This window comes from Pseudomonas donghuensis, from assembly GCF_000259195.1.
GTDB lineage: Bacteria > Pseudomonadota > Gammaproteobacteria > Pseudomonadales > Pseudomonadaceae > Aquipseudomonas > Aquipseudomonas donghuensis.
Window position 1 is genome coordinate 89,809 of record NZ_JH650772.1, and the last position, 25,346, is coordinate 115,154.

23 protein-coding genes are annotated in these 25,346 nt (G+C 63.6%); 12 read left to right on the plus strand and 11 right to left on the minus strand.

Annotated features, from left to right (window positions below; translation table 11 throughout):
• Window positions 1-128 precede the first annotated feature (128 nt).
• From UW3_RS0119525 to UW3_RS0119540, 4 genes are all read left to right on the plus strand, one after another.
• The gene (locus UW3_RS0119525) at window positions 129-2,720 is read left to right on the plus strand and encodes a glycosyltransferase (protein WP_010224866.1); all 2,592 of its coding nucleotides are present in this window, start codon (window positions 129-131) and stop codon (window positions 2,718-2,720) included.
• Window positions 2,721-2,871: 151 nt separating this feature from the next.
• Window positions 2,872-4,023, plus strand: a complete 1,152-nt coding sequence (dapE, locus tag UW3_RS0119530; protein ID WP_010224867.1) for a succinyl-diaminopimelate desuccinylase — start codon at window positions 2,872-2,874, stop codon at window positions 4,021-4,023.
• The gene (locus UW3_RS0119535; RefSeq protein WP_010224868.1) at window positions 4,023-4,835 is read left to right on the plus strand and encodes a putative RNA methyltransferase; all 813 of its coding nucleotides are present in this window, start codon (window positions 4,023-4,025) and stop codon (window positions 4,833-4,835) included. The genes dapE and UW3_RS0119535 overlap by 1 nt, the downstream gene beginning before the upstream one ends.
• A gap of 17 nt (window positions 4,836-4,852) precedes the next feature.
• Complete coding sequence (locus UW3_RS0119540; protein WP_010224869.1) at window positions 4,853-5,230, plus strand: hypothetical protein; 378 nt, start codon at window positions 4,853-4,855, stop codon at window positions 5,228-5,230.
• Between the two features lie 88 nt (window positions 5,231-5,318).
• On the opposite strand, the gene UW3_RS0119545 is transcribed toward UW3_RS0119540, so the two are convergent.
• Window positions 5,319-5,528 (minus strand): cold-shock protein, encoded by a 210-nt coding sequence (locus UW3_RS0119545; protein WP_009395290.1) that lies wholly within the window; start codon window positions 5,526-5,528, stop codon window positions 5,319-5,321.
• A 222-nt stretch (window positions 5,529-5,750) separates the two neighbouring features.
• Here UW3_RS0119545 and plsB point away from each other — a divergent pair, with 222 nt between their 5' ends.
• The 3 genes from plsB (at window position 5,751) to UW3_RS0119560 (ending at window position 9,443) form a co-directional block, all read left to right on the plus strand.
• Window positions 5,751-8,237, plus strand: coding sequence for a glycerol-3-phosphate 1-O-acyltransferase PlsB (plsB, locus tag UW3_RS0119550; RefSeq protein WP_010224874.1), 2,487 nt, complete (start codon window positions 5,751-5,753; stop codon window positions 8,235-8,237).
• Between the two features lie 84 nt (window positions 8,238-8,321).
• Entirely contained in the window at window positions 8,322-8,720 is a 399-nt protein-coding gene (locus UW3_RS0119555; RefSeq protein WP_010224875.1) for a YbaY family lipoprotein, read from the plus strand.
• A 33-nt stretch (window positions 8,721-8,753) separates the two neighbouring features.
• On the plus strand, window positions 8,754-9,443 hold the full coding sequence (locus UW3_RS0119560; protein WP_010224876.1) for a DUF4197 domain-containing protein: 690 nt from the start codon (window positions 8,754-8,756) through the stop codon (window positions 9,441-9,443).
• 78 nt (window positions 9,444-9,521) lie between these two features.
• On the opposite strand, the gene UW3_RS0119565 is transcribed toward UW3_RS0119560, so the two are convergent.
• Entirely contained in the window at window positions 9,522-12,587 is a 3,066-nt protein-coding gene (locus UW3_RS0119565; RefSeq protein WP_010224877.1) for an efflux RND transporter permease subunit, read from the minus strand.
• A 6-nt stretch (window positions 12,588-12,593) separates the two neighbouring features.
• A complete protein-coding gene (locus UW3_RS0119570; protein ID WP_010224878.1) occupies window positions 12,594-13,694 on the minus strand; it encodes an efflux RND transporter periplasmic adaptor subunit in 1,101 nt (366 codons plus the stop codon).
• Between the two features lie 195 nt (window positions 13,695-13,889).
• Here UW3_RS0119570 and UW3_RS0119575 point away from each other — a divergent pair, with 195 nt between their 5' ends.
• The gene (locus tag UW3_RS0119575; RefSeq protein WP_010224879.1) at window positions 13,890-14,522 is read left to right on the plus strand and encodes a TetR/AcrR family transcriptional regulator; all 633 of its coding nucleotides are present in this window, start codon (window positions 13,890-13,892) and stop codon (window positions 14,520-14,522) included.
• Here UW3_RS0119575 and UW3_RS0119580 read toward each other — a convergent pair.
• The gene (locus UW3_RS0119580) at window positions 14,519-15,301 is read right to left on the minus strand and encodes a class I SAM-dependent methyltransferase (protein WP_010224880.1); all 783 of its coding nucleotides are present in this window, start codon (window positions 15,299-15,301) and stop codon (window positions 14,519-14,521) included. The two genes, UW3_RS0119575 and UW3_RS0119580, sit on opposite strands and share 4 nt — an antisense overlap.
• Window positions 15,302-15,396: 95 nt before the next feature.
• Here UW3_RS0119580 and UW3_RS0119585 point away from each other — a divergent pair, with 95 nt between their 5' ends.
• On the plus strand, window positions 15,397-16,017 hold the full coding sequence (locus UW3_RS0119585) for a hypothetical protein (RefSeq protein WP_010224881.1): 621 nt from the start codon (window positions 15,397-15,399) through the stop codon (window positions 16,015-16,017).
• A 3-nt stretch (window positions 16,018-16,020) separates the two neighbouring features.
• On the opposite strand, the gene UW3_RS0119590 is transcribed toward UW3_RS0119585, so the two are convergent.
• From UW3_RS0119590 to ppc, 7 genes are all read right to left on the minus strand, one after another.
• Window positions 16,021-16,716: an extensin-like domain-containing protein gene (locus UW3_RS0119590; RefSeq protein WP_010224883.1), complete on the minus strand. Its 696-nt coding sequence runs from the start codon at window positions 16,714-16,716 to the stop codon at window positions 16,021-16,023.
• 6 nt (window positions 16,717-16,722) lie between these two features.
• Window positions 16,723-17,553 carry an isocitrate lyase/PEP mutase family protein gene (locus UW3_RS0119595; RefSeq protein WP_010224885.1) on the minus strand — a complete coding sequence of 277 codons (831 nt, stop codon included), beginning with the start codon at window positions 17,551-17,553 and terminating at the stop codon, window positions 16,723-16,725.
• A 32-nt stretch (window positions 17,554-17,585) separates the two neighbouring features.
• Window positions 17,586-18,455, minus strand: a complete 870-nt coding sequence (locus UW3_RS0119600) for a DUF72 domain-containing protein (RefSeq protein WP_010224886.1) — start codon at window positions 18,453-18,455, stop codon at window positions 17,586-17,588.
• 3 nt (window positions 18,456-18,458) lie between these two features.
• Window positions 18,459-18,755, minus strand: coding sequence for a hypothetical protein (locus UW3_RS0119605; protein WP_010224887.1), 297 nt, complete (start codon window positions 18,753-18,755; stop codon window positions 18,459-18,461).
• A 129-nt stretch (window positions 18,756-18,884) separates the two neighbouring features.
• Window positions 18,885-19,559 carry a tRNA (adenosine(37)-N6)-threonylcarbamoyltransferase complex dimerization subunit type 1 TsaB gene (gene tsaB, locus UW3_RS0119610; RefSeq protein WP_010224888.1) on the minus strand — a complete coding sequence of 225 codons (675 nt, stop codon included), beginning with the start codon at window positions 19,557-19,559 and terminating at the stop codon, window positions 18,885-18,887.
• Window positions 19,560-19,646: 87 nt separating this feature from the next.
• Entirely contained in the window at window positions 19,647-20,294 is a 648-nt protein-coding gene (gene adk, locus UW3_RS0119615) for an adenylate kinase (RefSeq protein ID WP_010224889.1), read from the minus strand.
• Window positions 20,295-20,551: 257 nt separating this feature from the next.
• The gene (gene ppc, locus UW3_RS0119620; RefSeq protein ID WP_010224890.1) at window positions 20,552-23,179 is read right to left on the minus strand and encodes a phosphoenolpyruvate carboxylase; all 2,628 of its coding nucleotides are present in this window, start codon (window positions 23,177-23,179) and stop codon (window positions 20,552-20,554) included.
• A gap of 155 nt (window positions 23,180-23,334) precedes the next feature.
• Between ppc and UW3_RS0119625 the strand changes: the two genes are divergently transcribed.
• The 3 genes from UW3_RS0119625 (at window position 23,335) to lptF (ending at window position 25,204) form a co-directional block, all read left to right on the plus strand.
• On the plus strand, window positions 23,335-23,679 hold the full coding sequence (locus UW3_RS0119625) for a hypothetical protein (protein WP_010224891.1): 345 nt from the start codon (window positions 23,335-23,337) through the stop codon (window positions 23,677-23,679).
• A 272-nt stretch (window positions 23,680-23,951) separates the two neighbouring features.
• Window positions 23,952-24,365, plus strand: coding sequence for a DUF4398 domain-containing protein (locus tag UW3_RS0119630; RefSeq protein ID WP_010224892.1), 414 nt, complete (start codon window positions 23,952-23,954; stop codon window positions 24,363-24,365).
• A gap of 50 nt (window positions 24,366-24,415) precedes the next feature.
• The gene (gene lptF, locus UW3_RS0119635) at window positions 24,416-25,204 is read left to right on the plus strand and encodes a lipotoxin F family OmpA-related lipoprotein LptF (protein ID WP_010224894.1); all 789 of its coding nucleotides are present in this window, start codon (window positions 24,416-24,418) and stop codon (window positions 25,202-25,204) included.
• Window positions 25,205-25,346: the final 142 nt, after the last annotated feature.

Sequence of the window (25,346 nt, forward strand, 5' to 3'; positions counted from 1 at the left end):
AACTTCAGCGCCTGAAGCTAATCCAATCTTCTGCCACCGACCTGTTCCCACACTGCCTGGGCAGGAAGTACGCAGGATTCGCGCCCTCTGGCGCCCGCCCGTTCCACCTTTCGGAACCCGAACTATCTATGTCATCGCGTAAATTTGGTATCAACCTGGTGATAGTCATGGCAATCGCCGCGCTATTCACCGGGTTCTGGGCGCTGATCAACCGCCCGGTTTCCGCCCCCAACTGGCCGGAGCAGATTTCCGGCTTTTCCTATTCGCCGTTCCGCCAGGGCGAGAGCCCGCAAAAGGGCCAATACCCGAGCGAGGACGAGCTGCGCCAGGACCTTGAGCAGCTCAGCAAGCTGACCGACAGTATCCGGATCTATACCGTGGAAGGCACCCAAGCGGAAATCCCGCGCCTGGCCGAAGAGTTCGGCCTACGCGTGACCCTGGGGGTGTGGATCAGCCCGGACCTTGAGCGCAACGAGCGGGAAATCGAGAAAGCCATCGAACTGGCCAACAGCTCGCGCAGTGTCGTGCGGGTCATGGTCGGCAACGAAGCGCTGTTCCGCAAGGAGATCACCCCGCAGGCGCTGATCCAGTACATGGACCGGGTACGCGCCGCGGTAAAAGTACCGGTGACCACCAGTGAGCAGTGGCACATCTGGAAGGAACATCCGGAGCTGGCCAAGCATGCCGACCTGGTCGCCGCGCACATCCTGCCGTATTGGGAGTTCATCCCGATGAAGGATGCCGGCCAGTTCGTTCTGGACCGTGCCCGCGACCTCAAACAACAATTCCCACGCAAACCCTTGCTGTTGTCTGAAGTCGGCTGGCCGAGCAACGGCCGCATGCGTGGCGGCGCCGAGGCCACCCAGGCCGACCAGGCCATCTACCTGCGCACCTTGGTCAACAAGCTCAACCGCCAGGGCTACAACTACTTCGTCATCGAAGCCTACGACCAGCCATGGAAAGCCAGTGACGAAGGCTCGGTGGGCGCCTACTGGGGCGTGTTCAACGCCGCCCGCCAGCAGAAATTCAACTTCGAAGGCCCAGTAGTGGCCATTCCGCAATGGCGCGTACTGGCGGTCGGTTCGGTGGTACTGGCGATGCTCTCGCTGACCCTGCTGCTGATCGACGGCTCGGCCCTGCGCCAGCGCGGCCGCACCTTCCTGACCTTCATCGCCTTCCTCTGCGGCTCGGTGCTGGTATGGATCGGTTACGACTATAGCCAGCAATACAGCACCTGGTTCAGCCTGACCGTGGGCTTTTTGCTCGCCCTTGGCGCCCTTGGCGTGTTTATCGTGCTGCTGACCGAGGCCCATGAACTGGCCGAAGCTGTATGGATTCACAAGCGCCGCCGGGAGTTTTTGCCGGTACAGGCCGACGCCGCCTACCGGCCGAAAGTCTCGGTGCATGTGCCGTGCTACAACGAGCCGCCAGAGATGGTCAAACAGACCCTCAACGCCCTGGCGGCGCTGGATTATCCGGACTACGAAGTCCTGATCATCGACAACAACACCAAGGACCCGGCGGTCTGGGAGCCGATCAAGGCCCACTGCGAGATGCTCGGCGAGCGCTTCAAGTTCTTCCACGTCGCGCCCCTGGCCGGCTTCAAGGGCGGTGCGCTGAACTACCTGATCTCGCATACCGCCAAGGACGCCGAAGTGATCGCGGTGATCGACTCGGACTACTGCGTCGACCGCAACTGGCTCAAGCACATGGTGCCGCACTTCGCCGACCCGAAAATCGCCGTGGTGCAATCCCCCCAGGACTACCGCGACCAGAACGAGAGCACCTTCAAGAAGCTGTGCTACAGCGAGTACAAGGGCTTCTTCCATATCGGCATGGTCACCCGCAACGACCGTGATGCGATCATCCAGCACGGCACCATGACCATGACCCGGCGCTCGGTGCTCGAAGAGCTGGGCTGGGCCGACTGGTGCATCTGCGAAGACGCCGAGCTCGGCCTGCGCGTGTTCGAAAAGGGCTACTCAGCGGCGTATTCCCACGAGAGCTATGGCAAGGGCCTGATGCCCGACACCTTCATCGACTTCAAGAAGCAGCGCTTCCGCTGGGCCTACGGCGCCATCCAGATCATCAAGCGCCATGCCGCAAGCCTGCTGCGCGGCAAGGACTCGGAGCTGACCCGTGGCCAGCGCTACCACTTCCTGGCCGGCTGGCTGCCGTGGATCGCCGATGGCATGAACATCTTCTTCACCGTCGGCGCCCTGCTGTGGTCGGCGGCGATGATCATCGTGCCGCAACGGGTCGACCCGCCGCTGCTGATCTTCGCTATTCCGCCACTGGCGCTGTTCGTGTTCAAGGTCGGCAAGATCGTGTTCCTCTACCGCCGCGCGGTGGGCGTGAACCTCAAGGACGCTTTCGCCGCGGCCCTGGCGGGCCTTGCGCTTTCGCACACGATTGCCAAGGCGGTGCTGTACGGTTTCTTCACCAGCAGCATTCCGTTCTTCCGTACGCCGAAGAACGCCGACAGCCATGGCTTGCTGGTGGCGCTTTCCGAGGCGCGTGAGGAGCTGTTCATCATGTTGCTGTTGTGGGGCGCCGCGGCCGGGATCTACCTGGTCCAGGGCCTGCCGAGCAATGACATGCGCTTCTGGGTGACGATGCTGCTGGTGCAGTCGCTGCCGTACCTGGCGGCGCTGATCATGGCCATGCTGTCGTCGCTGCCTAAGCCTGTGGATGCAGCGCAGCCGGCCCAGGCCTCCTGATCCTGAGATAACCTGTAGGAGCGGGCTTGCCCCGGGATGCGATGCCGGCCGAAAGTCCGCAATCGCGGGACAAGCCCGCTCCTACAGGGCTCTGAATTGCTATAAGATAACCCCCCTCGAATTCGTGCCCTGCCTTGCCCCGGAGTTCCTCATGACGGCCCCAGCCGACCTCTCGCCTACCCTTGAACTGGCCTGCGACCTGATTCGCCGTCCGTCGGTAACCCCGCTGGACTTCGACTGCCAGAAACAGATGATGCAGCGCCTGGGCGATGCCGGTTTCATGCTCGAACCGATGCGGATCGAAGACGTCGACAACTTCTGGGCCACCCATGGCACCCAGGAAGGTCCCGTGCTGTGCTTCGCCGGCCACACCGACGTAGTCCCGACCGGCCCGGTGCAGGCCTGGCAGAACGATCCGTTCGACGCCCTGATCGATGCCGACGGCATGCTCTGCGGGCGTGGCGCTGCCGACATGAAAGGCAGCCTGGCGGCCATGGTGGTGGCCACCGAGCGCTTCGTCGCCGACTACCCCAACCATCGCGGCAAGGTCGCCTTCCTGATCACCAGCGATGAAGAAGGCCCGGCCCACCACGGCACCAAGGCCGTGGTCGAGCGCCTGGCGGCACGCAACGAGCGCCTGGACTGGTGCATCGTCGGCGAGCCGTCGAGCACCAGCCTGGTCGGTGACGTGGTCAAGAACGGCCGCCGCGGCTCGCTCGGCGCCAAGCTCACCGTGCGCGGCGTCCAGGGCCATGTGGCCTACCCGCACCTGGCGAAGAACCCGATCCACCTGGCAGCTCCCGCCCTGGCGGAACTGGCAGCCGAACACTGGGACGAAGGCAATGCGTTCTTCCCGCCGACCAGCTTCCAGATCTCCAACCTCAACTCCGGTACCGGTGCCACCAACGTGGTGCCAGGCGAGCTGACTGCGCTGTTCAACTTCCGTTTCTCTACCGAGTCGACGGTCGAGGGCCTGCAACAGCGGGTTGCCGCCATCCTCGACAAACACCAGCTGGACTGGCACGTGGACTGGGCACTGTCGGGCCTGCCGTTCCTCACCGAGCCGGGCGATTTGCTCGACGCGGTATCGGCCAGCATCAAGGCGGTTACCGGCCGTGAGACCAAGGCATCGACCAGCGGCGGCACTTCCGACGGGCGCTTCATCGCCACCCTCGGCACCCAGGTGGTCGAGTTGGGCCCGGTCAACGCCACGATTCACCAGGTCAACGAGCGGATCCTGGCCAGTGACCTCGATGTGCTGACCGAAATCTACTACCAGACCCTGACCCGGTTGCTTGCCTGATGCTCACCTGCCCGATCTGTAGCGCCGCGCTGAGCACGCTCGACAATGGCGTGGCCTGCCCGGCCGGCCATCGTTTCGACCGTGCTCGCCAGGGCTACCTGAACCTGCTGCCAGTGCAGCACAAGAACAGCCGTGACCCGGGCGACAACCAGGCGATGGTCGAGGCCCGCCGCGACTTTCTCAACGCTGGCTATTACGCCCCGGTAGCCCGGCGCCTGGCCGAGCTTGCCGCTGAACGCGCACCCGAGCGCTGGCTGGATATCGGTTGTGGCGAGGGTTACTACACCGCACAGATCGCCCAAGCGCTGCCCGAGACCGATGGTTACGCCCTGGATATCTCCCGCGAGGCGGTCAAGCGAGCCTGTAAGCGCAACCCGGCGGTGACCTGGCTGGTGGCGAGCATGGCCCGGGTGCCGCTGGCCGATGCCAGCTGTCAGTTCCTGGCCAGTGTCTTCAGCCCGCTGGACTGGCAAGAGGCCCTGCGCCTGCTGAGCCCCGGCGGCGGCCTGATGCGCGTCGGCCCGACCAACGAGCACCTGATCGAGTTGCGCCACAAGCTCTACGATGAAGTGCGCGACTACGCCGACGACAAACACCTGGCACTGGTGCCAGCGGGCATGCGGCACGCCCATAGCGAAACCCTGAAATTCCACCTCAGCCTTGCCGATAGCAAGGCCCGCGCCGACCTGCTGGCCATGACCCCGCATGGTTGGCGCGCCAGCGCCGATAAACGCGTGCGCGTCATCGACCAGGCCGAGCCTTTCGAGGTCACGGTATCGATGCGTTACGATTACTTTGTGCGCCAAGACTGAGCGCACCCGGAGCCCCTATGCGCCAACCCGATATCGAGATTTACCTGAAAGACGCCGACGTCGACCACAAACAGATCGCCGCCTGGCTCACCGAGGCACTCGGCCCGTGCAGCGACTGGCAACAGAAAGGCCAGACCTACAAGTGCAAGGCCGGTAACATTCCAGTTACCTGGTTACCGAAAGCTGTGGGCAAATGGAACAGTCTTTACCTGGAAAGCGACCAGACGCCGTGGGCAGACGACATTGAATGCGCTCGCGCCGCCTTTGCCGCGCTGAACGTCGAAGTGCGTTGCGCACCGGGCAGCTGGGTCGAGGAAGAAGGTGAAGAGGACGCCGATCGCTGGATCCGCATCAGTGCCGACGGCGAAGAAGAAATCACCTGGCGCACCAGCTGAAACAACTTTTTCGAAAAGGCCCGCCCCGGTCGTCCGGCGGCGGGCCTTTTCGCTTCTGGGCCCAGGCTCGAGGCTTGTGGCCCGGCGCTTACAGCCCGACTACGTCTTCTGCCTGCAGGCCTTTCTGGCCCTGAGTCAGACTGTATTCGACCTGCTGCCCCTCGAGCAGGGTGCGATGCCCCTCACCCCGGATGGCACGGTAGTGAACGAACACGTCCGCACCACCTTCACGCTGAATGAAGCCGTAACCTTTGGCGTCATTGAACCACTTTACACTTCCAGTCTCACGAGACGACATCTGAACTACTCCGGATTTTTATTTTGGAATCGCCTTGCATGCAGAGAGGTCACCACCCCCTGCCGACGCAGCTTGCCGAAATCTCTTGCAAGCGGCGGACCGAGTATATGACACACTTAAATTAATTTTCATGACCGGGGCGCTTTTTGCTGAACTTGCGCAGATACGGCACACTAGCCCACTGAGCAATTACTCGAAAATCTCATCCAGAGCACACACCGTATGACCCGTTCTCCCCTGCGCCGCCTGATCTTCGGCGCCCTGCGTCGCCTGTTGTACCTGTGGGTTCGCTCCGAGACCATCAACCAGTCATCCTTCACCTTGAACCTGGATCGCAGCCGGCCAGTGTTTTACGCCCTGCAATCGCCATCGCTGACCGACCTTGCGGTACTCGATCGCGAGTGCACCAAAGCCGGGCTGCCTCGCCCGGTACTGCCCGTAGCCGTCGGGACCCTGCAAGAACCTGCCGCGTTCTTTTACCTGACCCCGGAGCCAGACTGGCTTGGCCGTCACGACAAGCGCGGCGCCCCGCCCACCCTGGCACGGCTGGTCAACGCCGTCAGCCAGCATGCCGAGGAAGACGCGCAGATCATCCCCGTCAGCGTGTTCTGGGGCCAGTCGCCGGCCAGCGAATCCAGCCCCTGGAAGCTGCTGTTCGCTGACAGCTGGGCGGTTACCGGGCGCCTGCGGCGCTTGCTCACCGTGCTGATCCTTGGGCGCAAGACCCGCGTGCAGTTCTCGGCGCCGATCCATTTGCGCGAGCTGGTGCAGCACAACAAGGGCCACGAGCGCACCATGCGCATGGCCCAGCGCCTGCTGCGTGTACATTTTCGCAACCTCAAGACCGCCGTCATCGGCCCGGACATCTCCCACCGCCGTAACCTGGTCAAAGGCCTGATCCACGACCCGCTGGTGCGCCAGGCCATCGCCGATGAGGCCGAGCGCGAGAAGATCCCGCTGGCCAAAGCCGAAGCCCAGGCCCTGCGCTACGGCAATGAGATCGCCTCGGACTACACCTACACCGCCATCCGCTTCCTGGAAGTGGTGCTGAGCTGGTTCTGGAACAAGATCTACGACGGCATCAAGGTCAACCACATCGAGCAGGTGCAAGGCATCGCCCCGGGCCATGAAGTCATCTACGTGCCTTGCCACCGCAGCCATATCGACTACTTGCTGCTCTCCTACCTGCTGTTTCGCAACGGCCTGACCCCGCCGCATATCGCCGCCGGGATCAACCTCAACATGCCGGTGATCGGCGGCCTGCTGCGCCGCGGCGGGGCGTTCTTCATGCGCCGCACCTTCAAGGGCAACCCGCTGTACACCGCAGTGTTCAACGAATACCTGCACACGCTGTTCACCAAGGGTTTTCCGGTCGAGTACTTCGTCGAAGGTGGGCGCTCGCGCACCGGACGCATGCTGCAACCGAAAACCGGCATGCTCGCCATTACCCTGCGCAGCTACCTGCGCTCTTCGCGCACGCCAATCGTCTTTGTCCCGGTGTACATCGGCTATGAACGCGTGCTCGAAGGCCGCACCTACCTGGGCGAGTTGCGCGGTGCGAGCAAGAAGAAAGAATCGATCTTCGACATCTTCAAGGTCATCGGCGCACTCAAGCAGCGCTTCGGCCAGGTCGCGGTCAACTTCGGCGAGCCGATCCGCCTCGGCGCCTTCCTCGATCAGCAGCAACCTGGCTGGCGCGAACAGGAACACGGCCCGCAGTTCCGCCCGGCCTGGCTCAACGAGACCACCTCGCGCCTGGGCGAGAAAGTCGCCCAGCACCTGAACGAGGCGGCGGCGATCAACCCGGTCAACCTGGTGGCCCTGGCGCTGCTCTCCACCAGCCGCCTGGCCCTGGATGAACGTGCTCTGGCGCGGGTGCTGGACCTGTACCTGGCGCTGCTGCGCACGGTGCCCTATTCGCCGCACACCACCTTGCCCGAAGGTGATGGCCTGGCCCTGATCAGCCACGTCAAGGGCATGGACCTGCTGGCCGAACAGAGCGATGCGCTGGGCAAGATCCTCTACCTGGACGAGCAAAATGCTGTCCTGATGACCTACTACCGCAACAACGTGCTGCACATCGTCGCTCTGCCGGCCTTGCTGGCGAGCTTCTTCCAGAGCAGCTCGCGCATGAGCCGCGAGCTGATTCTGCAGTACACCCGGGCGCTGTACCCGTACCTGCAATCGGAGCTGTTCATTCGCTGGGAGCTCGATGAGCTGGACGCGGTCATCGACCAGTGGCTGGAGGCTTTCGTCGAGCAAGGCCTGCTGCGCTTCGAAAACGGCGTGTACCTGCGCCCGGCACCGAGTTCGCGGCAGTTCGTGCTGCTGACCCTGCTGGCCCGTGCCATCACCCAGACCCTGCAGCGCTTCTACATGGCCACCGCCCTGCTGCTCAACAGCGGCCAGCACACCCTGAGCGCCGAAGAGCTGGAAGACCTGTGCGTGATCATGGCCCAGCGCCTGTCGATTTTGCATGGCCTGAACGCCCCGGAGTTCTTCGACAAGACCCTGTTCCGCCACTTTATCCAGACCCAGATCGAGCAAGGCGTATTGCACCCGGATACCAACGGCAAGCTTGGCTATCACGCGAAGCTCAGCGAATTGGCCGAAGGCGCAGCCAAGCGGGTGCTGTCGGCAGAGGTGCGCCTGTCGATCCGCCAGGTGGCCCTGCATCGCAGCGAAGAAACCACCGAGACTGCGGCATAGGCCATACTGGCCTGTGCCTTTGGAGCTATACCCATTGACCCGGTTGGCGACCGTCCCAGCGGCGCCACCGATAAGGAGCTACTGATGAAGAAACTGTCCCTGATCCTTCTGGGCAGCCTGCTGGCCGCGTGCAGCAGCACCCCTGAAGCGTCCAAGGCCAGCCTGGATGGCGAAGTGTTCTACCTGCAGCGCATCGCCCTGCCGCCCGCCGCCACCCTGAGCGTCGCCCTGCAGGACGTGTCGCTGATGGATGCCCCCGCCGTCACCCTGGCCAGCCAGAGCGGCCCGGTCAAAGGCAATGTGCCGCTGCCCTTCCACCTGAGCTACGACCCGGCGCAGGTCAAGCCCGGTCACCGCTATGCAGTCAGTGCGCGGATCGAACTGGATGGCAAGCTGCTGTTCATCAATACCGAGCATCACGGCGTACAGCTCGACGGCAACGACCCGCAGCCGGTGCGCATCAAGGTCGATGCCGTTCGTTGATTGATTGTTTTTCCTTCGCATAAGGATGCTGCCATGTTTCGCCCAGCTCTAACCTTCACCGGCCTGTGCGCCGGCCTGCTGCTGTCGGCCAGCGCCCTGGCGCTGTCGCTCGGCGACCTCTCGCAGAAAGATGCCTCCACCGGCCTTAAAGACGCCCTGACCCAGGGCGCCCAGGTCGCGGTCAAACAACTGGGCACCCCCGGTGGTTTCAGCAATAACCCGGATGTGCGCATCGAGCTGCCGGGCAACCTTGGCAAGGTGGCCAAGAAGATGAAGACGTTCGGCATGGGCGCCCAGGTCGAGCAACTGGAATCCAGCATGAACAAAGCCGCCGAAGCGGCCGTGCCGCAAGCCCAGGCGCTGCTGGTCGATGCGGTGAAAAAAATGACCGTGGATGATGCCAAGGGCATCCTCAGCGGCGGCAATGACTCGGCCACCCAGTACCTGAGCAAGACCAGCCGCGAACAGATCCGCGCCAAGTTCCTGCCGATCGTCAAGAAGGCCACCGACCAGGTCGGCCTGGCCCAGCAGTACAACAACTTTGCCGGGCAAGCGGCGACCCTGGGCGTGCTGGATGCCAAGAATGCCAACGTCGAAGGTTACGTCACCGAACAGGCGCTCAACGGCCTGTTCGAGATGATTGGCAAGCAGGAACAAACCATCCGCCAGAACCCGGCTGCTGCGGCTACCAGCATCGCCAAGAAGGTGTTTGGCGCGCTTTGAGCCTCTCGCTCCAAAGGGCTGCTTACGCAGCCCATCGCCGGCAAGGCCGGCTCCCACAATAGATCTGTGTCACCGCCCTCAGGCTTTCTTGACCCTGAACCACGCCGCATACAAGGCCGGCAGGAACAACAGCGTCAACGCCGTCGCCACGATCAGGCCGCCCATGATCGCCACCGCCATCGGCCCGAAGAACACGCTGCGTGACAGCGGGATCATCGCCAGCACCGCCGCCAGAGCGGTCAGCACGATCGGCCGGAAGCGCCTTACCGTCGCCTCGATAATTGCCTGCCAGCGGTCAAGCCCAGCGGCGATGTCCTGCTCGATCTGGTCGACCAGGATCACCGAGTTGCGCATGATCATGCCCGACAGGGCAATGGTCCCGAGCATGGCGACAAAGCCGAACGGCTGGCGGAACACCAACAGGAACAGGGTCACGCCAATCAGCCCCAGGGGCGCGGTGAGGAACACCATCACCGTGCGCGAGAAGCTGCGCAATTGCAGCATCAGCAGGGTCAGCACCACGACGATGAACAACGGCACCCCGGCGTTCACCGACTTCTGCCCGCGGGTAGAGTCTTCCACCGTGCCGCCTACCTCCAGCAGGTAGCCATCGGGCAGTTCGGCACGCACCGGGTCCAGGGTCGGCAGGATCTGCTGGACCAGGGTCACCGGTTGTTCTTTGCCGTAGATGTCGGCGCGCACGGTGACATTGGGCAGACGGTTGCGGTGCCAGATGACGCCCTCCTCAAAGCCGTATTCCAGGGTCGCCACCTGAGACAGCGCCACACTACGGCCATTGTCGGTCGGCACCGCCAGGCTTGGCAGGTTGGCAAGCTCGCTGCGCTCCTGCTGGGTACCGCGCAGGAGGATCTCGATCAGCTCGTTGTCCTCACGGAACTGGCTGACCGCAGAGCCGGTCAGCGAGCTTTGCAGAAACTTCGCCAGGTTCGCCGTGCTCACTCCCAGGGCGCGGGCGCGGTCCTGGTCGATGTTCAGGTAAACCACCTTGCTCGGCTCTTCCCAGTCGAGGTGGACGTTGACCACATGGGGGTTCTCACGAACCTTGGCCGCCACTTTGCGGGCCAGGGCGCGGACTTGCTCGATATGCTCGCCGGTGACCCGGAACTGCACCGGGTAGCCCACGGGCGGGCCGTTTTCCAGGCGCGTGACCCGCGAGCGCAGGTCGGGGAATTGTTCATCGAGGGTGGCGATCAGCCAACTGCGCAGTTGTTCACGCTCCTCGATGGTTTTCGCCAGCACCACGAACTGGGCGAAGCTTGGCGCCGGCAGTTGCTGGTCCAATGGCAGGTAGAAGCGTGGCGAACCCGTGCCCACATAGGCTACATAGTTGTCGATGCCGGCGCGTTCCTTGAGCAGTGCTTCCAGACGTTTGACCTGCTCGGCGGTGTTACTCAGCGAGGCGCCTTCGGCAAGCTTCAGGTCGACCATCAACTCCAGGCGCCCGGAGGCCGGGAAGAACTGCTGGGGCACGAAGCGGAACAACAAAATGCTGCCGATAAACAGGGCGATGGTTGCCAGAATCACCGTCTTGCGCCGCTCCACGCACCAGCCGACCAGGCGCCGCACGCGCTGGTAGAACGGTGTGCCATACGGATCTGGTCCACCTTCGGCAGTGCCATGCTTGGCCGCGTGCAGCTTGGCCAGGTCCGGCAGCAGGCGCTCGCCCAGATAGGGCACGAACACCACCGCGGCAATCCACGAGGCGAGCAAGGCGATGGTTACCACCTGGAAGATCGAGCGGGTGTATTCACCGGTGCCGGACTGCGCGGTGGCAATCGGCAAGAAGCCTGCGGCGGTGATCAAGGTGCCGGTCAGCATCGGGAAGGCGGTGCTGGTCCAGGCATAACTGGCGGCCTTGAGCCGGTCGAAGCCCTGCTCCATCTTGATCGCCATCATTTCCACGGCAATGATCGCGTCATCCACCAGCAAGCCCAGGGCCAGCACCAGCGCGCCAAGGGAAATCTTGTGCAGGCCGATGCCGAAGTAGTACATGGCGGCAAAGGTCATCGCCAGTACCAGCGGGATCGCCAGCGCCACCACCAAGCCGGTGCGCATGCCTAAGGAGAAGAAGCTCACCAGCAAAACGATGGCCAGCGCCTCGACCAGCACCTGGACGAACTCGCCCACACCGGTCTTCACCGCCGCTGGCTGATCGGACACCTTGCGCAGCTCCATGCCGGCCGGCAGGTTGTGGGCGATGCGGGCGAACTCGGCTTCCAGGGCCTTGCCCAGCACCAGGATATCGCCACCGGCCTTCATCGACACCGCCAGGCCAATGGCGTCTTCGCCCATGAAGCGCATGCGCGGTGCGGGCGGATCATTGAAGCCTCGGCGCACATCGGCGACATCGCCAATACGGAAGGTCCGGTCGCCGACCCGGATCGGGAACTGCTGGATCTGCTCAACCGTGGTGAAACGCCCGCTGACCCGCAGTTGCAGGCGCTCGCTCGGCGTCTCGAAGAAGCCTGCAGTGCTCACCGCATTCTGCTCTTCCAGCGCCTGCTGCACCGTGGCCAGGGGCAGGCCGAGGGTGGCCAGCTTGAGGTTGGACAGCTCGATCCAGATCTTCTCGTCCTGCAGGCCCAGCAGCTCGACCTTGCCGACGTCCTTGACCCGCTGCAGCTGGATCTGCACGCGGTCGGCGTAGTCCTTGAGCACGGCGTAGTCGAAGCCGTCGCCGGTCAGCGCATAGATATTGCCGAAGGTGGTGCCGAATTCGTCGTTGAAGAACGGCCCCTGGATACCCTGGGGCAAGGTGTGGCGGATATCGGCGACCTTCTTGCGGATCTGGTACCAGAGCTCGGGGATGTCGGCCGAATGCATCGAGTCGCGGGCCATGAAGGTGACCTGCGATTCACCGGGCCGCGAGAACGAGACGATCCTCTCGTACTCGCCGGTTTCCATCAGCTTCTTTTCGATGCGTTCGGTGACCTGGCGCGAGACTTCCTCGGCGCTGGCGCCGGGCCAGAGGGTGCGAATGACCATGGCCTTGAAGGTAAAGGGCGGGTCTTCGCTCTGCCCCAGTTTGGTGTAGGACAGTGCGCCGACCACGGCCAGCAAAATCATCAGGAACAGCACGATCTGCCGATTGCGCAGGGCCCAGGCGGAAAGGTTGAAACCCATCGGGACTTACTCCTTGACCGCCAGATTCACCACACGATTGGACCGATCCACCGGACGCACCTGTTGCCCCTCCTGGAGCACATGCACGCCGGCCGCTACCACCCAGTCCGAGGCATTCAGGCCTTCGAGCACCGGCACGCTGCTTTCACCGTAAGCACCGACCCGCACCGGCACGCGCTTGAGGGTGTTGTTGGCATCGACACGCCAGACGTAGGTCTGGCCGTTCTCTGCGGTCAGGGCCGAGAGCGGTACCGCCAGGGGAATCTGCTCGGTGTGCTGGATGAACACCCGGGCGCTCTGGCCAAGCTCGGCCGGCACCTTGCCGGCGGTAAAGGCGATGCGCGCCGCAAAGGTTCGCGAGCGTGGATCGGCCGAAGGTGACAGCTCACGAATACGGCCATTGAAGCGTTGATCCGGTTGCGACCAGAGCTCCACCGACACCGGCTGACCTACCTTGAAACGGCCGAAGTGCTGTTCCGGCAGGCCGATCAGCACTTCACGCTCGCCATCGGTGGCCAGGGTGAACACCGTCTGGCCAGCGGACACCACCTGCCCCACTTCGACCTGGCGCTTGGCAATCACCCCATCCTGAGAGGCCCGCAGCACGGCGTATTCCGCCTGGTTGCCGGCCACATCAAACTCGGCGCGCACCTGTTTGAGCCGGGCCAGACCCGCGCGGTAAAGGTTTTCAGCATTGTCATATTGCGAACGGCTGACCATCTGCCGGTCGAGCAGGGTCTTGTAGCGGTCGCGTTCGGCCTTGACCAGGCTCAGGTTGGCTTCGGCGGCGGCCAGTTGTGCACGGCTGGCTTCCAGTTGCAGGCGCACATCCTGAGGGTCAAGCTCGGCCAGCGCCTGCTCGGCCTTGACCCGCTGCCCTTCCTCGACCAGGCGCTTGCTGACCTTGCCACCGATACGGAATGCCAGCTCCGGCTCGAAGCGCGCACGCACCTCGCCGGGGTAACTGTCGGCAGCGGCGCTGGCCGGCTGCGGCTGCACCACCATGGCCGGACGAAGGGAAGTCTGCGGTGCGCTTTCCTGCCCACAGGCAGCAAGCAGCAACACAAGACCGACGGGCAAAGCGAGGGGCAAGGCATGGCGCAACATGATGAATGACCTTTCGCGAATGGCGCTTTGAATATTTATACTGATGGGTATATTAAATCAGGGAGCCGGACCGGGGAAGCAGGCGTGCGAGAGAATTCCGACATTTATGCCGGGCGCAGCACGTCGATATTTGCCCGCCGAAATACCGGTCGCGATGTACCATGTGCACTTACTGGAATATGTAACTTTTCACTCATGCCCAAAGTCACTGCTGCTACCGGCCCCGGCCGGCCCAAGGACCTGGCAAAACGCCAGGCCATTCTCGAGGCAGCCAAGACGCTGTTTCTAACCCTTGGCTATGCCAACACCAGCATGGATGCGGTCGCGACAGCGGCAGGTGTGTCAAAACTCACGGTCTACAGCCACTTCACCGACAAGGAGACGCTGTTCTCTTCGGCGGTGGTCGCCACCTGCACGGCGCAATTGCCCGAATTGATCTTCGAGCTGCCTGAAGGTGTGCCGCTGGAGCAGGTGCTGCTGAAGATCGGTCGCGGTTTTCAGGCGCTGATCAGCAGCGACCTGTCGGTCAAGCTGCACCGGCTGATCATGGCCCTGGGCAATCAGGACCCGAAGCTCAGCCAGATCTTCTTCGAGGCCGGCCCGATGCGGGTCCTGCATGAGATGGAGGCGCTGCTGCGCCAGGCGGATGCGCGCGGGTTGCTGCGCATCGAGCTGCCGGCCAACGCCGCCGAGCACTTCTTCTGCCTGCTCAAGGGCGCGGCCAACTTCCGCCTGTTGCTCGGCTATGCCCCGGCGCTGGATGCCGAGGCCGCCGAGGCCCATGTCCAGGAAGTGGTGGCGCTGTTCATGCGCGCCTACCGCCCCTAAGGCTTGAGGGCTTTTTTCGGGTAGATGTCGTAGCGGCTGGATTTGCCTTCCAGGCAGTGGCTGGGCTTGGGCCCGTCGATGATCGGCGCCTTGCGCGGGCGCTTGACCACCACCCGGTGGCTGGCCAGGGCCAGGGCGGCGGCGAGCAGCGCCGGGGCGTCGAGGTCGTCACCGACCAGCGGGCGGAACACGCGCATTTCCTTTTTCACCAGGGCGCTCTTGTCGCGGTGCGGGAACATCGGGTCGAGGTAGATCACCTGCGGCGGTTCGCCCTGCCAGTTGTGCATGTGCTCGATGGCATTGCCGGTGAGCAGGTGCATGCGCGCGACGATCGGGCCCACCTCGGCATCATTGCGGGCGCGGGCCAGGCCATCTTCGAGCAAGGCCGCCACCAGTGGCTGGCGTTCGATCAGGGTCATCTGGCAGCCAAGGCTGGCCAGCACGAAAGCGTCCTTGCCCAGCCCCGCCGTTGCATCGAGCACCTGTGGGCGTACGCCTTGAGCAATACCCACGGCCTTGGCGATCATCTGCCCGCTACCGCCGCCGAACACCCGCCGGTGGGCCGCCGCGCCTTCGACGAAATCCACCCGCACCGGCCCCGGCGCCTGCGGGCCGAGCTGCTGGATCTGCAGGCCACTGGCACCGACCTGCACGGCAAAGCCTGCGCTATCGTCGCTCAGCGGCAACTCCAGGCGCTGTGCCCACTCGACAGCCTGGGCCTGAAAATCGGCCGTCAATGCCTCGACCCGGATGCCGCCGTCCGCCAGTTGCTCCACCATCAAATCCTGTACTCAAAAAAATTAAATGATCGTCGGCCACGGCCGATATACGAAGTATTCGCTATTTTGCCAGACCAGAACCCTCTGCGACTGCCATGACCGACATTCTTCAGCTCAACTCAGGTTATATCTCGCCCGTCGGCGACTATGGCCGGCACAATACCCAGGCACTGGGCGGCGTCAGCCACCTGTGGCAGGACTTTTTTGCCCGCGCCCTGGCTGAGCAGCAAGGTCAGGAAGACGCAGCCAAGGCCATGGCCGCCGAGCAATTCGACAAGGTCACCGGCGAACCGCTGGGCGGCAGCCAGGTGCTGGCGCAGATTCACAGCCAGCGCCTGTGCGATGTGCATGACACCGAACTGGCCCCGCCCGAGCCGCTGTTCCTGCCGATTGCCGAACTCGAACCTGAACTGCTGGAAAAACTCGCGCCGCCGTTCAGCGCCGCCGAACTGATCGAGCAGCAGCGTCAGTTGGACATCAGCAACACCTGGGTACGCCCGATCGTCATGAGCCAGGGTCAGCCATTGCCTGAGCCAGGCCCGGCACCACAGGCCGAGCCGCTGTACCTGCCGATCGCCGAATTCGAGATGGACCTGCTGGACAAGGCACCCGAACCTTTCGACGAAGCCACCATGGCCGTGCAGCAATCGCAGCTGGACTTCGACAATCGCTGGGCCCGCCCGGTGGTGCTGAACAACGTGCGCATCGCCGCCTGAGCCTCAGCGGCAGATCTGCCAGAAGCCCATGTCCAGATGAAAGTGATTACGGTGCGCGCCGTTGTAGTCGGGCCCCAGCACCGTATTGAAGCTGTCGCAGGCACTGGCGTGCACATCCCTTAAGAACTTCGCTTTGACGCCCTCCCCCGGCCAGTCCTTGAGCAACTGAATACGCTGCCCGTCGGCCAGGCGAAAGCCGGCGATGTCCAGGGCGTTGGCCGTGGCGTGCTGGCTGAGGCGGCCATTCTTGCGGTTGTACATGTTGCGACAGGCGAAGCTGCCCAGGTGATCGACCTGCACCACCGGTTGGGCAAAAGCACGCTGCGCCGCCGGTTGCAGGGCATGGCGCTCGAACAGCGCATAAGCCACCGCCATCGGGCAACTGGCGAGAAAGCTGCTGCTCAGGCGCACCGAGGAGCCTTCGACCCGCACCACGTTTTCCAGCGGGCACGGCGCGTTGGCCGGGCTGTCGGACTGCCTGCGATAGCGCAGGTTCGAGGTTGCCAGGGCCTGCTCGCACAGCTGCGGATCATCCTGCAGACGGCCCAGCTTATACGGTGTCAGCAGGTTCGGCGGCTGGCGCACATCCAGCGCCGCCCAGGGGTTCCAGGCATCTGGCAAACGCCAGCCCATGCGCCAGGCAACGACGCTTACGGCAATCGACATCAGGCACAGCACAGCGAGCAGTCCTTTGCGCATGGTCGATCAACGCCTGAATAACTGGTTGAGCTGGTCGAACGACAACGCCTGGTCGGCGTAGTCGAAACGGCCTTGATCGTGAATCCGTTGCGCGGCGTAGAAAAACGCCCCGTAGGCCGCCCGCGCCAGCGACGAGCCAACACTGATGCGCTTGACACCAAGGGCCTGGACATCGGCAAAACTCAGCTGCACACCGCTCAGGCCCATCAGTACGTTGACCGGCTTGGGCGCTACCGCCTGCACCACACGGCGGATCTCTTGCGCGGTGCGCAGGCCCGGGGCATAGAGCACATCGGCGCCGGCTTCGGCGAAGGCCTGCAGGCGGGCGATGGTGTCATCCAGGTCCATGCGCCCGTGCAGCAGGTTTTCCGCGCGGGCACAGAGCATGAACGGGAAGTCCAGGCTACGGGCGGCGGCCACCGCCGCTTCGACCCGCTCCACGGCGTGATGAAAGCTGTAGATCGGGTCTTCGACGTTGCCGCTGGCATCCTCGATGGAACCGCCGACCAGGCCGACGGCGGCGCCCTGCAGGATCGCCTCGGCGCACCCCTTGGGATCGTCGCTGAAGCCATTCTCCAGGTCCGCGGCCACCGGCAACGCCGTGGCGTCGACAATGCAACGGGCGTTATCGAGGGTTTCATCCAGGCTCATGGCCCCTTCGGCATCCGGACGCCCCAGGGAGAACGCCAGCCCGGCACTGGTGGTGGCCAGCGCCTCGAAGCCGAGGCTGGCCAGCAACTTGGCGGAACCGGCATCCCAGGGGTTGGGAATGACGAAGGCGCCATCGCGTTCATGCAGGGCTTTGAAGGCTTCGGCACGCAGGGTTTGCACATCCATGATCATGACTCCCGGGCAGGCGGCAGGGCAGGTCAGAGCAAGCCGAGTTGTTCGGCTTCTGGTGTCCTGTCCAGTTCAGGCAAGGCTGCAAGCCCCGGCAGACGTTCCATCAGGCCCTGATGGAAACGCTGGGCCAGGGCGGCGGCCAGGCGGTTGTCGGCAGTATGCAAGAAAACGTAGGGGCTGCGCCCCTCCTCGATCCAGGCCGCGACTTTGTCCAGCCACGGCTGCAGGAACGGCTCGTTGGCAGCAAGCTCGGGGTGGCCGATGAACCGTATCTGCGGGTGCTGGGTGAAGGCGGTTGGGCGTGGCGGCACGCGCGGCTTTTTCGACTGGGCGTGAAGCACCTCGGGGCTGCGCGACGTGCAGCTGAACAGCGCCCGGGGATCAAGACAGATGCGCTCGACGCCGCGATCGAGCAGCAAGCGGTTGAGCATGCGCTCTTCATCGCCCTTGCTGAAGAACGCCGCATTGCGTACCTCCACGGCGATGGGCACAGCGGCCTCGTCGAGGAAATTCACCAGCTCACCGAGGCGCGCCGGACCGAAGGTTGCCGGCAACTGCAGCCAGTAAGGGGCTACGCGTGTGCCCAAGGGCTTGAGCAAGTCGATGAAGGATTGCGCAGCCGCCAATTGACCGTGCAGGTCACCACTATGACTGATATCGCCGGGGAACTTGGCGGTAAAACGAAAGTGCGCGGGCATTACCTGCGCCCAGCGCTCGATCGTCGCCGGTGCCGGGCGGGCATAAAAGGTGGTGTTGCCTTCTACGGCATTGAAGACCTGGCTGTAGAGGCCGAGAAACTCGCCGCTTTTGGCGTCAGCCGGGTACAGGTACTCGCGCCAGGCGTTTTCACTCCAGGACGGACAACCGACAAAATAGGGAAGCGTGGACAGACTCATCCATCAAATGTACAGGTCCAGCCCCAGTACTTCCATCTCCCAGTCAACGAAACCGGCAGTGGTCAGGTAGCTGGCCAGGGCATGGGCGGTGCGTTTGTTGCGGGCCCGCGGGAAGATCATGTCCTGGGGCCGTGCCGGCAGGCCGCCAGGGCGCGCCTGGCCGTGGCTGGCGCTGGCTTGCGGCTGCACTTCGAACTCGCCCGGCAGATCCTCGTCGTCCACATCATCGCTGCGCACCGGCGCTTTGCGCGGGGCACGCTTGATGGGGTAGGACTGCGAGGAAAAACCGTCGATACGCATGGCGATTACTCAAGAGCAATGATGGCAATTTAGCAGCATCGTTGATCCTTCGCTAATGCCCGATTGATAACTGGACCACAGTTCGGGCAAAAGGTTTTACTTGGCCTGGGAATAGTCGACGAGTTGCACTCAGCGCGCTTTCGGCGTGGCCACTTTGTCGCGCAGGTACACAGGCTGCGCAAGGTCTGCGGCAATGGCCTCGCCACGCAGCCAGGCGAACGTCGCCAGGCTCAGCAGGTCCTGGGCATGGGGCAGCAGGCTGGCATCCTGAGCGTTGACCTTGACCGCCAGGCGGTCGGCATAGCCCCAGCCGGTGCCGGCACCGAACCAGTCGCCGCTGGCGCCAAGCGGCAGCGCAACCTGCTCCGGTGGCAGCACTGCCTCGGTGCCCTGCAGGCGCATTTCGCCGTCGACATTCTGATAGCAGCCCCAGTAGACCTCGTCCATGCGCGCATCGATTGCCGCCGCCACTTGCTGTACGCCCTGCTCGCGCAGGGCACGCTGGGCCAGCACGGCCAGGTTGGACACCGGCAATACCGGCCGTTGCAGGGCAAAGGCCAGGCCCTGGACCACGCCAATGGCAATGCGCACGCCGGTGAAGGCACCCGGGCCACGGCCAAAGGCGATGGCATCGAGCTGTTGCAGGGTGACGCCGGCATCGGCCAGCAGTTGCTGGATCATCGGCAGCAGCTTCTGCGCGTGCAGGCGCGGGATCACCTCATAATGGCTGGAAACCTTGCCGTCATGCAGCAAGGCAACGGAGCAGGCTTCAGTGGCGGTATCGAGGGCCAGCAAGGTGGTCATCGGGGGTTCCAGGGGCAAGAAAAAAGAGCGGCATTATAAACAACAACGGCCCGCAAGCGGGCCGTTGTCTGCACTACCGAGCGTCGATCAGCTCAGTGCGGCCAGGACCTTGGCGGTGATCGCATCCACCGAGCCGACGCCTTCGATATGGCTGTACTTCGGCTTGCCTTCCGCGGCCGCCAGCTTCTGGTAGAAGTCAACCAGAGGCTTGGTCTGGGTGTGGTAGACCGACAGGCGATGACGTACGGTTTCTTCCTTGTCGTCATCACGCTGGATCAGGTCTTCGCCAGTGGCGTCATCCTTGCCTTCCACCTTCGGTGGGTTGTACTGGATATGGTAGGTACGACCCGAAGCCAGGTGCACGCGGCGACCGGCCATACGACCCACGATCTCTTCGTCGTCTACGGCGATTTCCACAACATTGTCGATGGTCACGCCCGCTTCCTTCATGGCTTCAGCCTGAGGAATGGTGCGCGGGAAGCCGTCGAACAGGAAGCCGTTCGCGCAGTCAGCCTGGGCAATGCGCTCTTTGACCAGGCTGATGATCAGTTCGTCGGAGACCAGCTGACCGGCGTCCATGACCTTCTTCAGTTCCAGGCCCAGCGGGGTGCCGGCCTTGACTGCGGCGCGCAGCATGTCGCCAGTGGAAATCTGTGGAATACCGAACTTCTCGGTGATGAACTTTGCCTGAGTACCTTTACCGGCCCCGGGAGCTCCCAGCAGAATTACGCGCATCTCGTGCTCCTCATTTTTTTGTAAGCAAATCAGTGGGTTTGCCACGCAGGGCCAATCCCGGAATTTGGGTGATGATCGTAATTTCGATCAAAAGGCTGCTCAAGATACACAGCGCCCGCAAGCCACACAAGCGGTCGAAAGTCGGAAAAACCCGTGCACAGTGGCCGTCTTGAGCACAGGTTGCGCTGGGCGCAACCTGTTGCTTTACAAGCATTCTGCCCGCCCTGTGCAACGGATCGGCGGGCCGGGTTTTGCACTCACCCGGTATTGCGCAAACCCGCCGCGATACCGGCCACGGTAACCAGCAAGGCCTGTTCCAACGGGCTATCCAGAGCGGCTTCGCGCCCGCGCGAGCGCGCCAGCAGTTCGGCTTGCAATAGATGCAGCGGGTCCAGATAGGTGTTGCGCAAGCGGATGAATTCCAGGGTCTCGGGGCTGTGTGCCAGTAGCACCGGCTGCCCGGTCAGCCCCAGTACCACCTGGCACGCCTGCGACAATAGGTCGCGCAAATGTGCACCCAAAGGTCGCAGTTCTGGTTGCACTAGACGTTCGTCGTAGGAGCGGGCGATATCGGCATCGGCCTTGGCCAGGACCATTTCCAGCATGTCGATGCGTGTGCGGAAAAACGGCCACTGCTCGCGCATCTCGGCCAGCAACGGCCCCTGGCCACGGGCCAGGGCATTGTTCAGTGCCGCTTCCCAGCCAAGCCAGGCCGGCAGCATCAGGCGCGTCTGGGTCCAGCCGAAAATCCACGGGATCGCCCGCAGGCTTTCAATCCCGCCGGCGCGACGTTTGGCCGGGCGGCTGCCCAGCGGCAGGCGGCCCAACTCCTGCTCCGGGGTGGATTGACGGAAGTACTCGACGAATTCGGGGTTGTCACGCACCACGCCACGGTAAGCCTTGACGCCGTCGGCGGCCAACTGGTCCATCAGCGCGCGCCAGGCCGGTTGTGGCGGCGGCGGTGGCAGCAAGGTCGCCTCCAGCACCGCGGCCAGGTAGAGGTTGAGGTTCTGCTCGGCGATGTCCGGCAGGCCGAACTTGAAGCGGATCATCTCGCCCTGCTCGGTGGTACGGAAACGCCCCGCCACCGACCCCGGCGGCTGCGACAGGATCGCCGCGTGGGCCGGGCCGCCGCCACGCCCGACGGTACCGCCGCGACCGTGGAACAACAGCAACTCGACCTGTTGCTCGCGGCAGATGCGCACCAGGCTTTCCTGGGCGCGGTACTGGGCCCAGGCCGCCGCCGTGGTACCGGCATCCTTGGCCGAGTCGGAATAGCCGATCATCACTTCCTGCGGGCCATGCAAGCCGGCGCGGTAGCCCGGCAGGCCGAGCAGGCGCTCCATCACCGGCCCGGCGTTGTCCAGGTCGGCGAGGGTTTCGAACAGCGGCACCACGCGCATGGGCCGCAGTACGCCGGCTTCCTTGAGCAGCAGTTGCACCGCCAGCACATCAGAGGCGGCACCGGCCATGGAGATGACATAGGAGCCCAGCGAGGCCGCTGGCGCTGCGGCAATCTCGCGGCAGGTGGCAAGCACTTCGGCGGTGTCGGCCTGGGGCTTGAAGTAGCTTGGCAACAGTGGCCGACGGCTGTTGAGTTCCTGCTGCAGGAAGGCGACGCGTGCGTCTTCATCCCACTCGGCATAGCGACCAAGACCCAGGTATTCGGTGATTTCGCTGAGCGCCGAGGTGTGCCGGGCGGCGTCCTGGCGCACATCCAGGCGTACCAGGAACAGGCCGAAGGTCACCGCACGGCGCAGGCAGTCAAGCAGCGGGCCATCGGCAATCACGCCCATGCCACAGGCGTGCAGCGACTCGAAGCACAACTGCAAGGGCTCGAACAGTTCGCGGTTGTCCTGCAGCACTTCGGGGGCAGGAGCCTGCGCGGCGGTCAACGAGGCGTGGGCCCAGGCACGGGTGATCCGCAAGCGCTCACGCAACTGCTTGAGCACGGCCCGATAGGGCTCGGCGGAGTCACCCACTTTGGCCCTGAGCGCCTCGCTGGCCTGCTGCATCGACAGCTCGGCAGCCAGGGCATCGATATCACGCAAGAACAGGTCAGCGGCCATCCAGCGCGCCAGCAACAACACTTCGCGGGTAACCGGCGCGGTGACATTGGGGTTGCCATCGCGGTCGCCGCCCATCCACGAAGCAAAGCGAATCGGCGCCGCCTCCAGTGGCAGGCGCAGGCCGGTGGCCTGGTGCAGGGCCGTGTCGACCTTGCGCAAATGATGCGGGATCGCCTGCCACAGCGAATGCTCGATCACCGCAAAGCCCCATTTGGCTTCGTCCACCGGAGTTGGCCGGGTGCGGCGGATTTCTTCGGTGTGCCAGGCTTCGGCGATCAGGCGTTGCAGGCGTTCGCGGATCTGCTCGCGCTCGGCGGGGATCAGGTCGCGGTGATCCTGGGCGGCCAGCTGCGCGGCAATCGCGTCGTACTTCTGGATCAGGGTGCGCCGGGCCACTTCAGTCGGGTGAGCGGTCAGCACCAGTTCAATGCTCAGTTTGCCCAGTTGCCGGGCCAGGGCATCGTCGCTGTGGCCGGCAGCCTTGAGCCGCGCCAGCAACTCGGGCAGCACACGGGCTTCGAAAGGTTCGGGCTGGCCGGCGTCGCGGCGGCGGATCAGCTGATACTGCTCGGCGATGTTGGCCAGGTTGAGAAACTGGTTGAAGGCCCGGGCCACCGGCAGCAGTTCGTCTTCGGCCAGGTCGTTGAGGGTCGAGCTCAGTTGCTCGGCACTGCCGCTGCGGTCGGCCTTGGCACTGCGGCGAATGTCCTCGATGGTCTGCAAAAACGCTTCGCCGTGCTGCTCGCGCACGGTGTCGCCCAACAACTCGCCCAACAAATGAACATCTTCACGCAAGCGCACATCGATATCAGTCATCAGCCCTGTCTCCGGCATTCGGGAAAACCGCTCTGGGCCCAGAGTGCCCCAGTAGTGGTCGAGCTTCAAGGCAGAGCCACGGCTGAACTACGCTCAACTTAGGGCTCAACTTCGGACTCAGCTCAGCGCTCAACTCAGGCCCACAGGAGAACATCATGAAAATCCGTGATCTTGCCCAGCATTGGGAACAGAACGCCAAAGGCCCGTTGAGCCCCACTGGCCATGTCCTGCACCTGGACATGGAAGCAGCGGCGCGCCTGGCGGCCCTGGCCGAAATGTACCCCAAGCGCCAGCCCGAAGAGCTGCTCGGCGAGCTGCTGGGGGCAGCGCTTGAGGAGCTGGAAGCGAGCTTCCCCTATGTCCAGGGCTCGCAGGTGATTGCCACCGATGAAGAAGGCGATCCGCTCTACGAAGACATCGGGCCGACCCCGCGTTTTCTTGCGCTGTCTCGCCGTTACCTACAGGAAATGAGCAGCGCCAAAGGCGACATCAGCGCTTGATTCACCCCGTCTGCAGCTGCGTTCCGAGCGCCTGCGCAGGCGCTCGCGTACCGCGGACACAGCTGAAAGTTCAACGAAAAAACCACTGACCGATCAGTCAGAAAAAACCGTAACCACGCGGCACATTTTTCTGAACTATTGAAAAAACGCTTCGGTCACAGCCAATAGCCATTACGGCAAAACCCTCTCAGAACCGGGTAAAAGCACTCCCGACGCTGATGGGGCACGCCGATGGACTGTTATGGAATTCGTTGTTCATCAGGAGTGATCCAATGGAGTTGACCACCATGCAGACCCGTACCGCAAACACCTCATCCACTCACCTGCGCGGGCTCAAACTGGCCGCGCTGGCACTGGGCAGCAGCCTGGTCCTGGCCGGCTGTGCCGGCAATCCACCCAGCGAGCAGTACGCTGTGACGCAATCGGCGGTCAATTCCGCTGTCAGCGCCGGCGCTACCGAGTTTGCCGCCGTTGAAATGAAGGCCGCGCAGGACAAGCTCAAACAGGCGGAAATCGCCATGCACGACAAGCAGTACGACGACGCCAAGCGCCTGGCCGAACAGGCCGAGTGGGACGCCCGCGTCGCCGAGCGCAAGGCCCAGGCCGCCAAGGCCGAGAAAGCCGTACAGGATGCCCGCCAGGGCGTTCAGGACCTGCGTGAGGAAGGCATGCGCAGCGTCGAGTGACGCCCGCCCGCCGACCCGTGCATTCGTAATCGATCAAAGGATGAACCATTATGCGTAATCACGTGATGATCCCAGCCCTTCTGGCCCTGAGCGTTGGCCTGGCCGCCTGCGCGACGCAGCCGAACGCCAACCTGGAGTCGGCCCGGAGCAACTTCTCCGCCCTGCAGAGCAATCCGCAGGCCGCCAAGGTCGCGGCCCTGGAAACCAAGGACGCCCAGGACTGGCTGAACAAGGCCGACCAGGCCTACATGGACAAGGAAGACCAGAACAAGGTCGACCAGCTCGCCTACCTGACCAACCAGCGAGTTGAAGTGGCCAAGCAGACCATTGCCCTGCGTACCGCCGAAGGCAACCTGAAGAACGCTGCCGCCCAGCGTGCCCAGGCCCGTCTTGATGCCCGCGATGCGCAGATCAAGAAGCTGCAGGATAGCCTCAATGCCAAACAGACCGACCGCGGCACCCTGGTGACCTTCGGTGACGTGCTGTTCGACTTCGACAAGGCCAACCTCAAGAGCAGCGCCTACCCGAACATCACCAAACTGGCGCAGTTCCTTCAGGAGAACCCTGACCGCAAGGTGATCGTCGAGGGCTACACCGACAGCAAAGGCAGCGCCAACTACAACCAGTCGCTGTCCGAGCGTCGCGCCGCCGCCGTGCGCATGGCGCTGGTACGTGCCGGGGTGGATCCGGCGCGGATCGTCGCCCAGGGGTACGGCAAGGAGTATCCGGTTGCCGAGAACACCAGCAACTCGGGCCGTGCCCAGAACCGGCGGGTGGAAGTGACCATTTCCAATGACAACCAGCCAGTGGCACCGCGCTCGGTGAGCCAGCTGAACTGATGTTCGCTGCGCAGTAACAAAAATCCCGCCGAGTCTGGCGGGATTTTTGTTTGTGTTGCCGGCCTCATCGCTGGCAAGGCCAGCTCCCACAAATGGATCTGTATACGCCGCCCAACCTGTGGGAGCCGGCCTTGCCGGCGAT

Coding starts and splice junctions, on each gene's coding strand:
- UW3_RS0119525 (WP_010224866.1), top strand. CDS start 129: ATGTCATCGCGTAAATTTGGTATCAACCTGGTGATAGTCATGGCAATC.
- dapE (WP_010224867.1), top strand. CDS start 2,872: ATGACGGCCCCAGCCGACCTCTCGCCTACCCTTGAACTGGCCTGCGAC.
- UW3_RS0119535 (WP_010224868.1), top strand. CDS start 4,023: ATGCTCACCTGCCCGATCTGTAGCGCCGCGCTGAGCACGCTCGACAAT.
- UW3_RS0119540 (WP_010224869.1), top strand. CDS start 4,853: ATGCGCCAACCCGATATCGAGATTTACCTGAAAGACGCCGACGTCGAC.
- UW3_RS0119545 (WP_009395290.1), bottom strand. CDS start 5,528: ATGTCGTCTCGTGAGACTGGAAGTGTAAAGTGGTTCAATGACGCCAAA.
- plsB (WP_010224874.1), top strand. CDS start 5,751: ATGACCCGTTCTCCCCTGCGCCGCCTGATCTTCGGCGCCCTGCGTCGC.
- UW3_RS0119555 (WP_010224875.1), top strand. CDS start 8,322: ATGAAGAAACTGTCCCTGATCCTTCTGGGCAGCCTGCTGGCCGCGTGC.
- UW3_RS0119560 (WP_010224876.1), top strand. CDS start 8,754: ATGTTTCGCCCAGCTCTAACCTTCACCGGCCTGTGCGCCGGCCTGCTG.
- UW3_RS0119565 (WP_010224877.1), bottom strand. CDS start 12,587: ATGGGTTTCAACCTTTCCGCCTGGGCCCTGCGCAATCGGCAGATCGTG.
- UW3_RS0119570 (WP_010224878.1), bottom strand. CDS start 13,694: ATGTTGCGCCATGCCTTGCCCCTCGCTTTGCCCGTCGGTCTTGTGTTG.
- UW3_RS0119575 (WP_010224879.1), top strand. CDS start 13,890: ATGCCCAAAGTCACTGCTGCTACCGGCCCCGGCCGGCCCAAGGACCTG.
- UW3_RS0119580 (WP_010224880.1), bottom strand. CDS start 15,301: ATGGTGGAGCAACTGGCGGACGGCGGCATCCGGGTCGAGGCATTGACG.
- UW3_RS0119585 (WP_010224881.1), top strand. CDS start 15,397: ATGACCGACATTCTTCAGCTCAACTCAGGTTATATCTCGCCCGTCGGC.
- UW3_RS0119590 (WP_010224883.1), bottom strand. CDS start 16,716: ATGCGCAAAGGACTGCTCGCTGTGCTGTGCCTGATGTCGATTGCCGTA.
- UW3_RS0119595 (WP_010224885.1), bottom strand. CDS start 17,553: ATGGATGTGCAAACCCTGCGTGCCGAAGCCTTCAAAGCCCTGCATGAA.
- UW3_RS0119600 (WP_010224886.1), bottom strand. CDS start 18,455: ATGAGTCTGTCCACGCTTCCCTATTTTGTCGGTTGTCCGTCCTGGAGT.
- UW3_RS0119605 (WP_010224887.1), bottom strand. CDS start 18,755: ATGCGTATCGACGGTTTTTCCTCGCAGTCCTACCCCATCAAGCGTGCC.
- tsaB (WP_010224888.1), bottom strand. CDS start 19,559: ATGACCACCTTGCTGGCCCTCGATACCGCCACTGAAGCCTGCTCCGTT.
- adk (WP_010224889.1), bottom strand. CDS start 20,294: ATGCGCGTAATTCTGCTGGGAGCTCCCGGGGCCGGTAAAGGTACTCAG.
- ppc (WP_010224890.1), bottom strand. CDS start 23,179: ATGACTGATATCGATGTGCGCTTGCGTGAAGATGTTCATTTGTTGGGC.
- UW3_RS0119625 (WP_010224891.1), top strand. CDS start 23,335: ATGAAAATCCGTGATCTTGCCCAGCATTGGGAACAGAACGCCAAAGGC.
- UW3_RS0119630 (WP_010224892.1), top strand. CDS start 23,952: ATGGAGTTGACCACCATGCAGACCCGTACCGCAAACACCTCATCCACT.
- lptF (WP_010224894.1), top strand. CDS start 24,416: ATGCGTAATCACGTGATGATCCCAGCCCTTCTGGCCCTGAGCGTTGGC.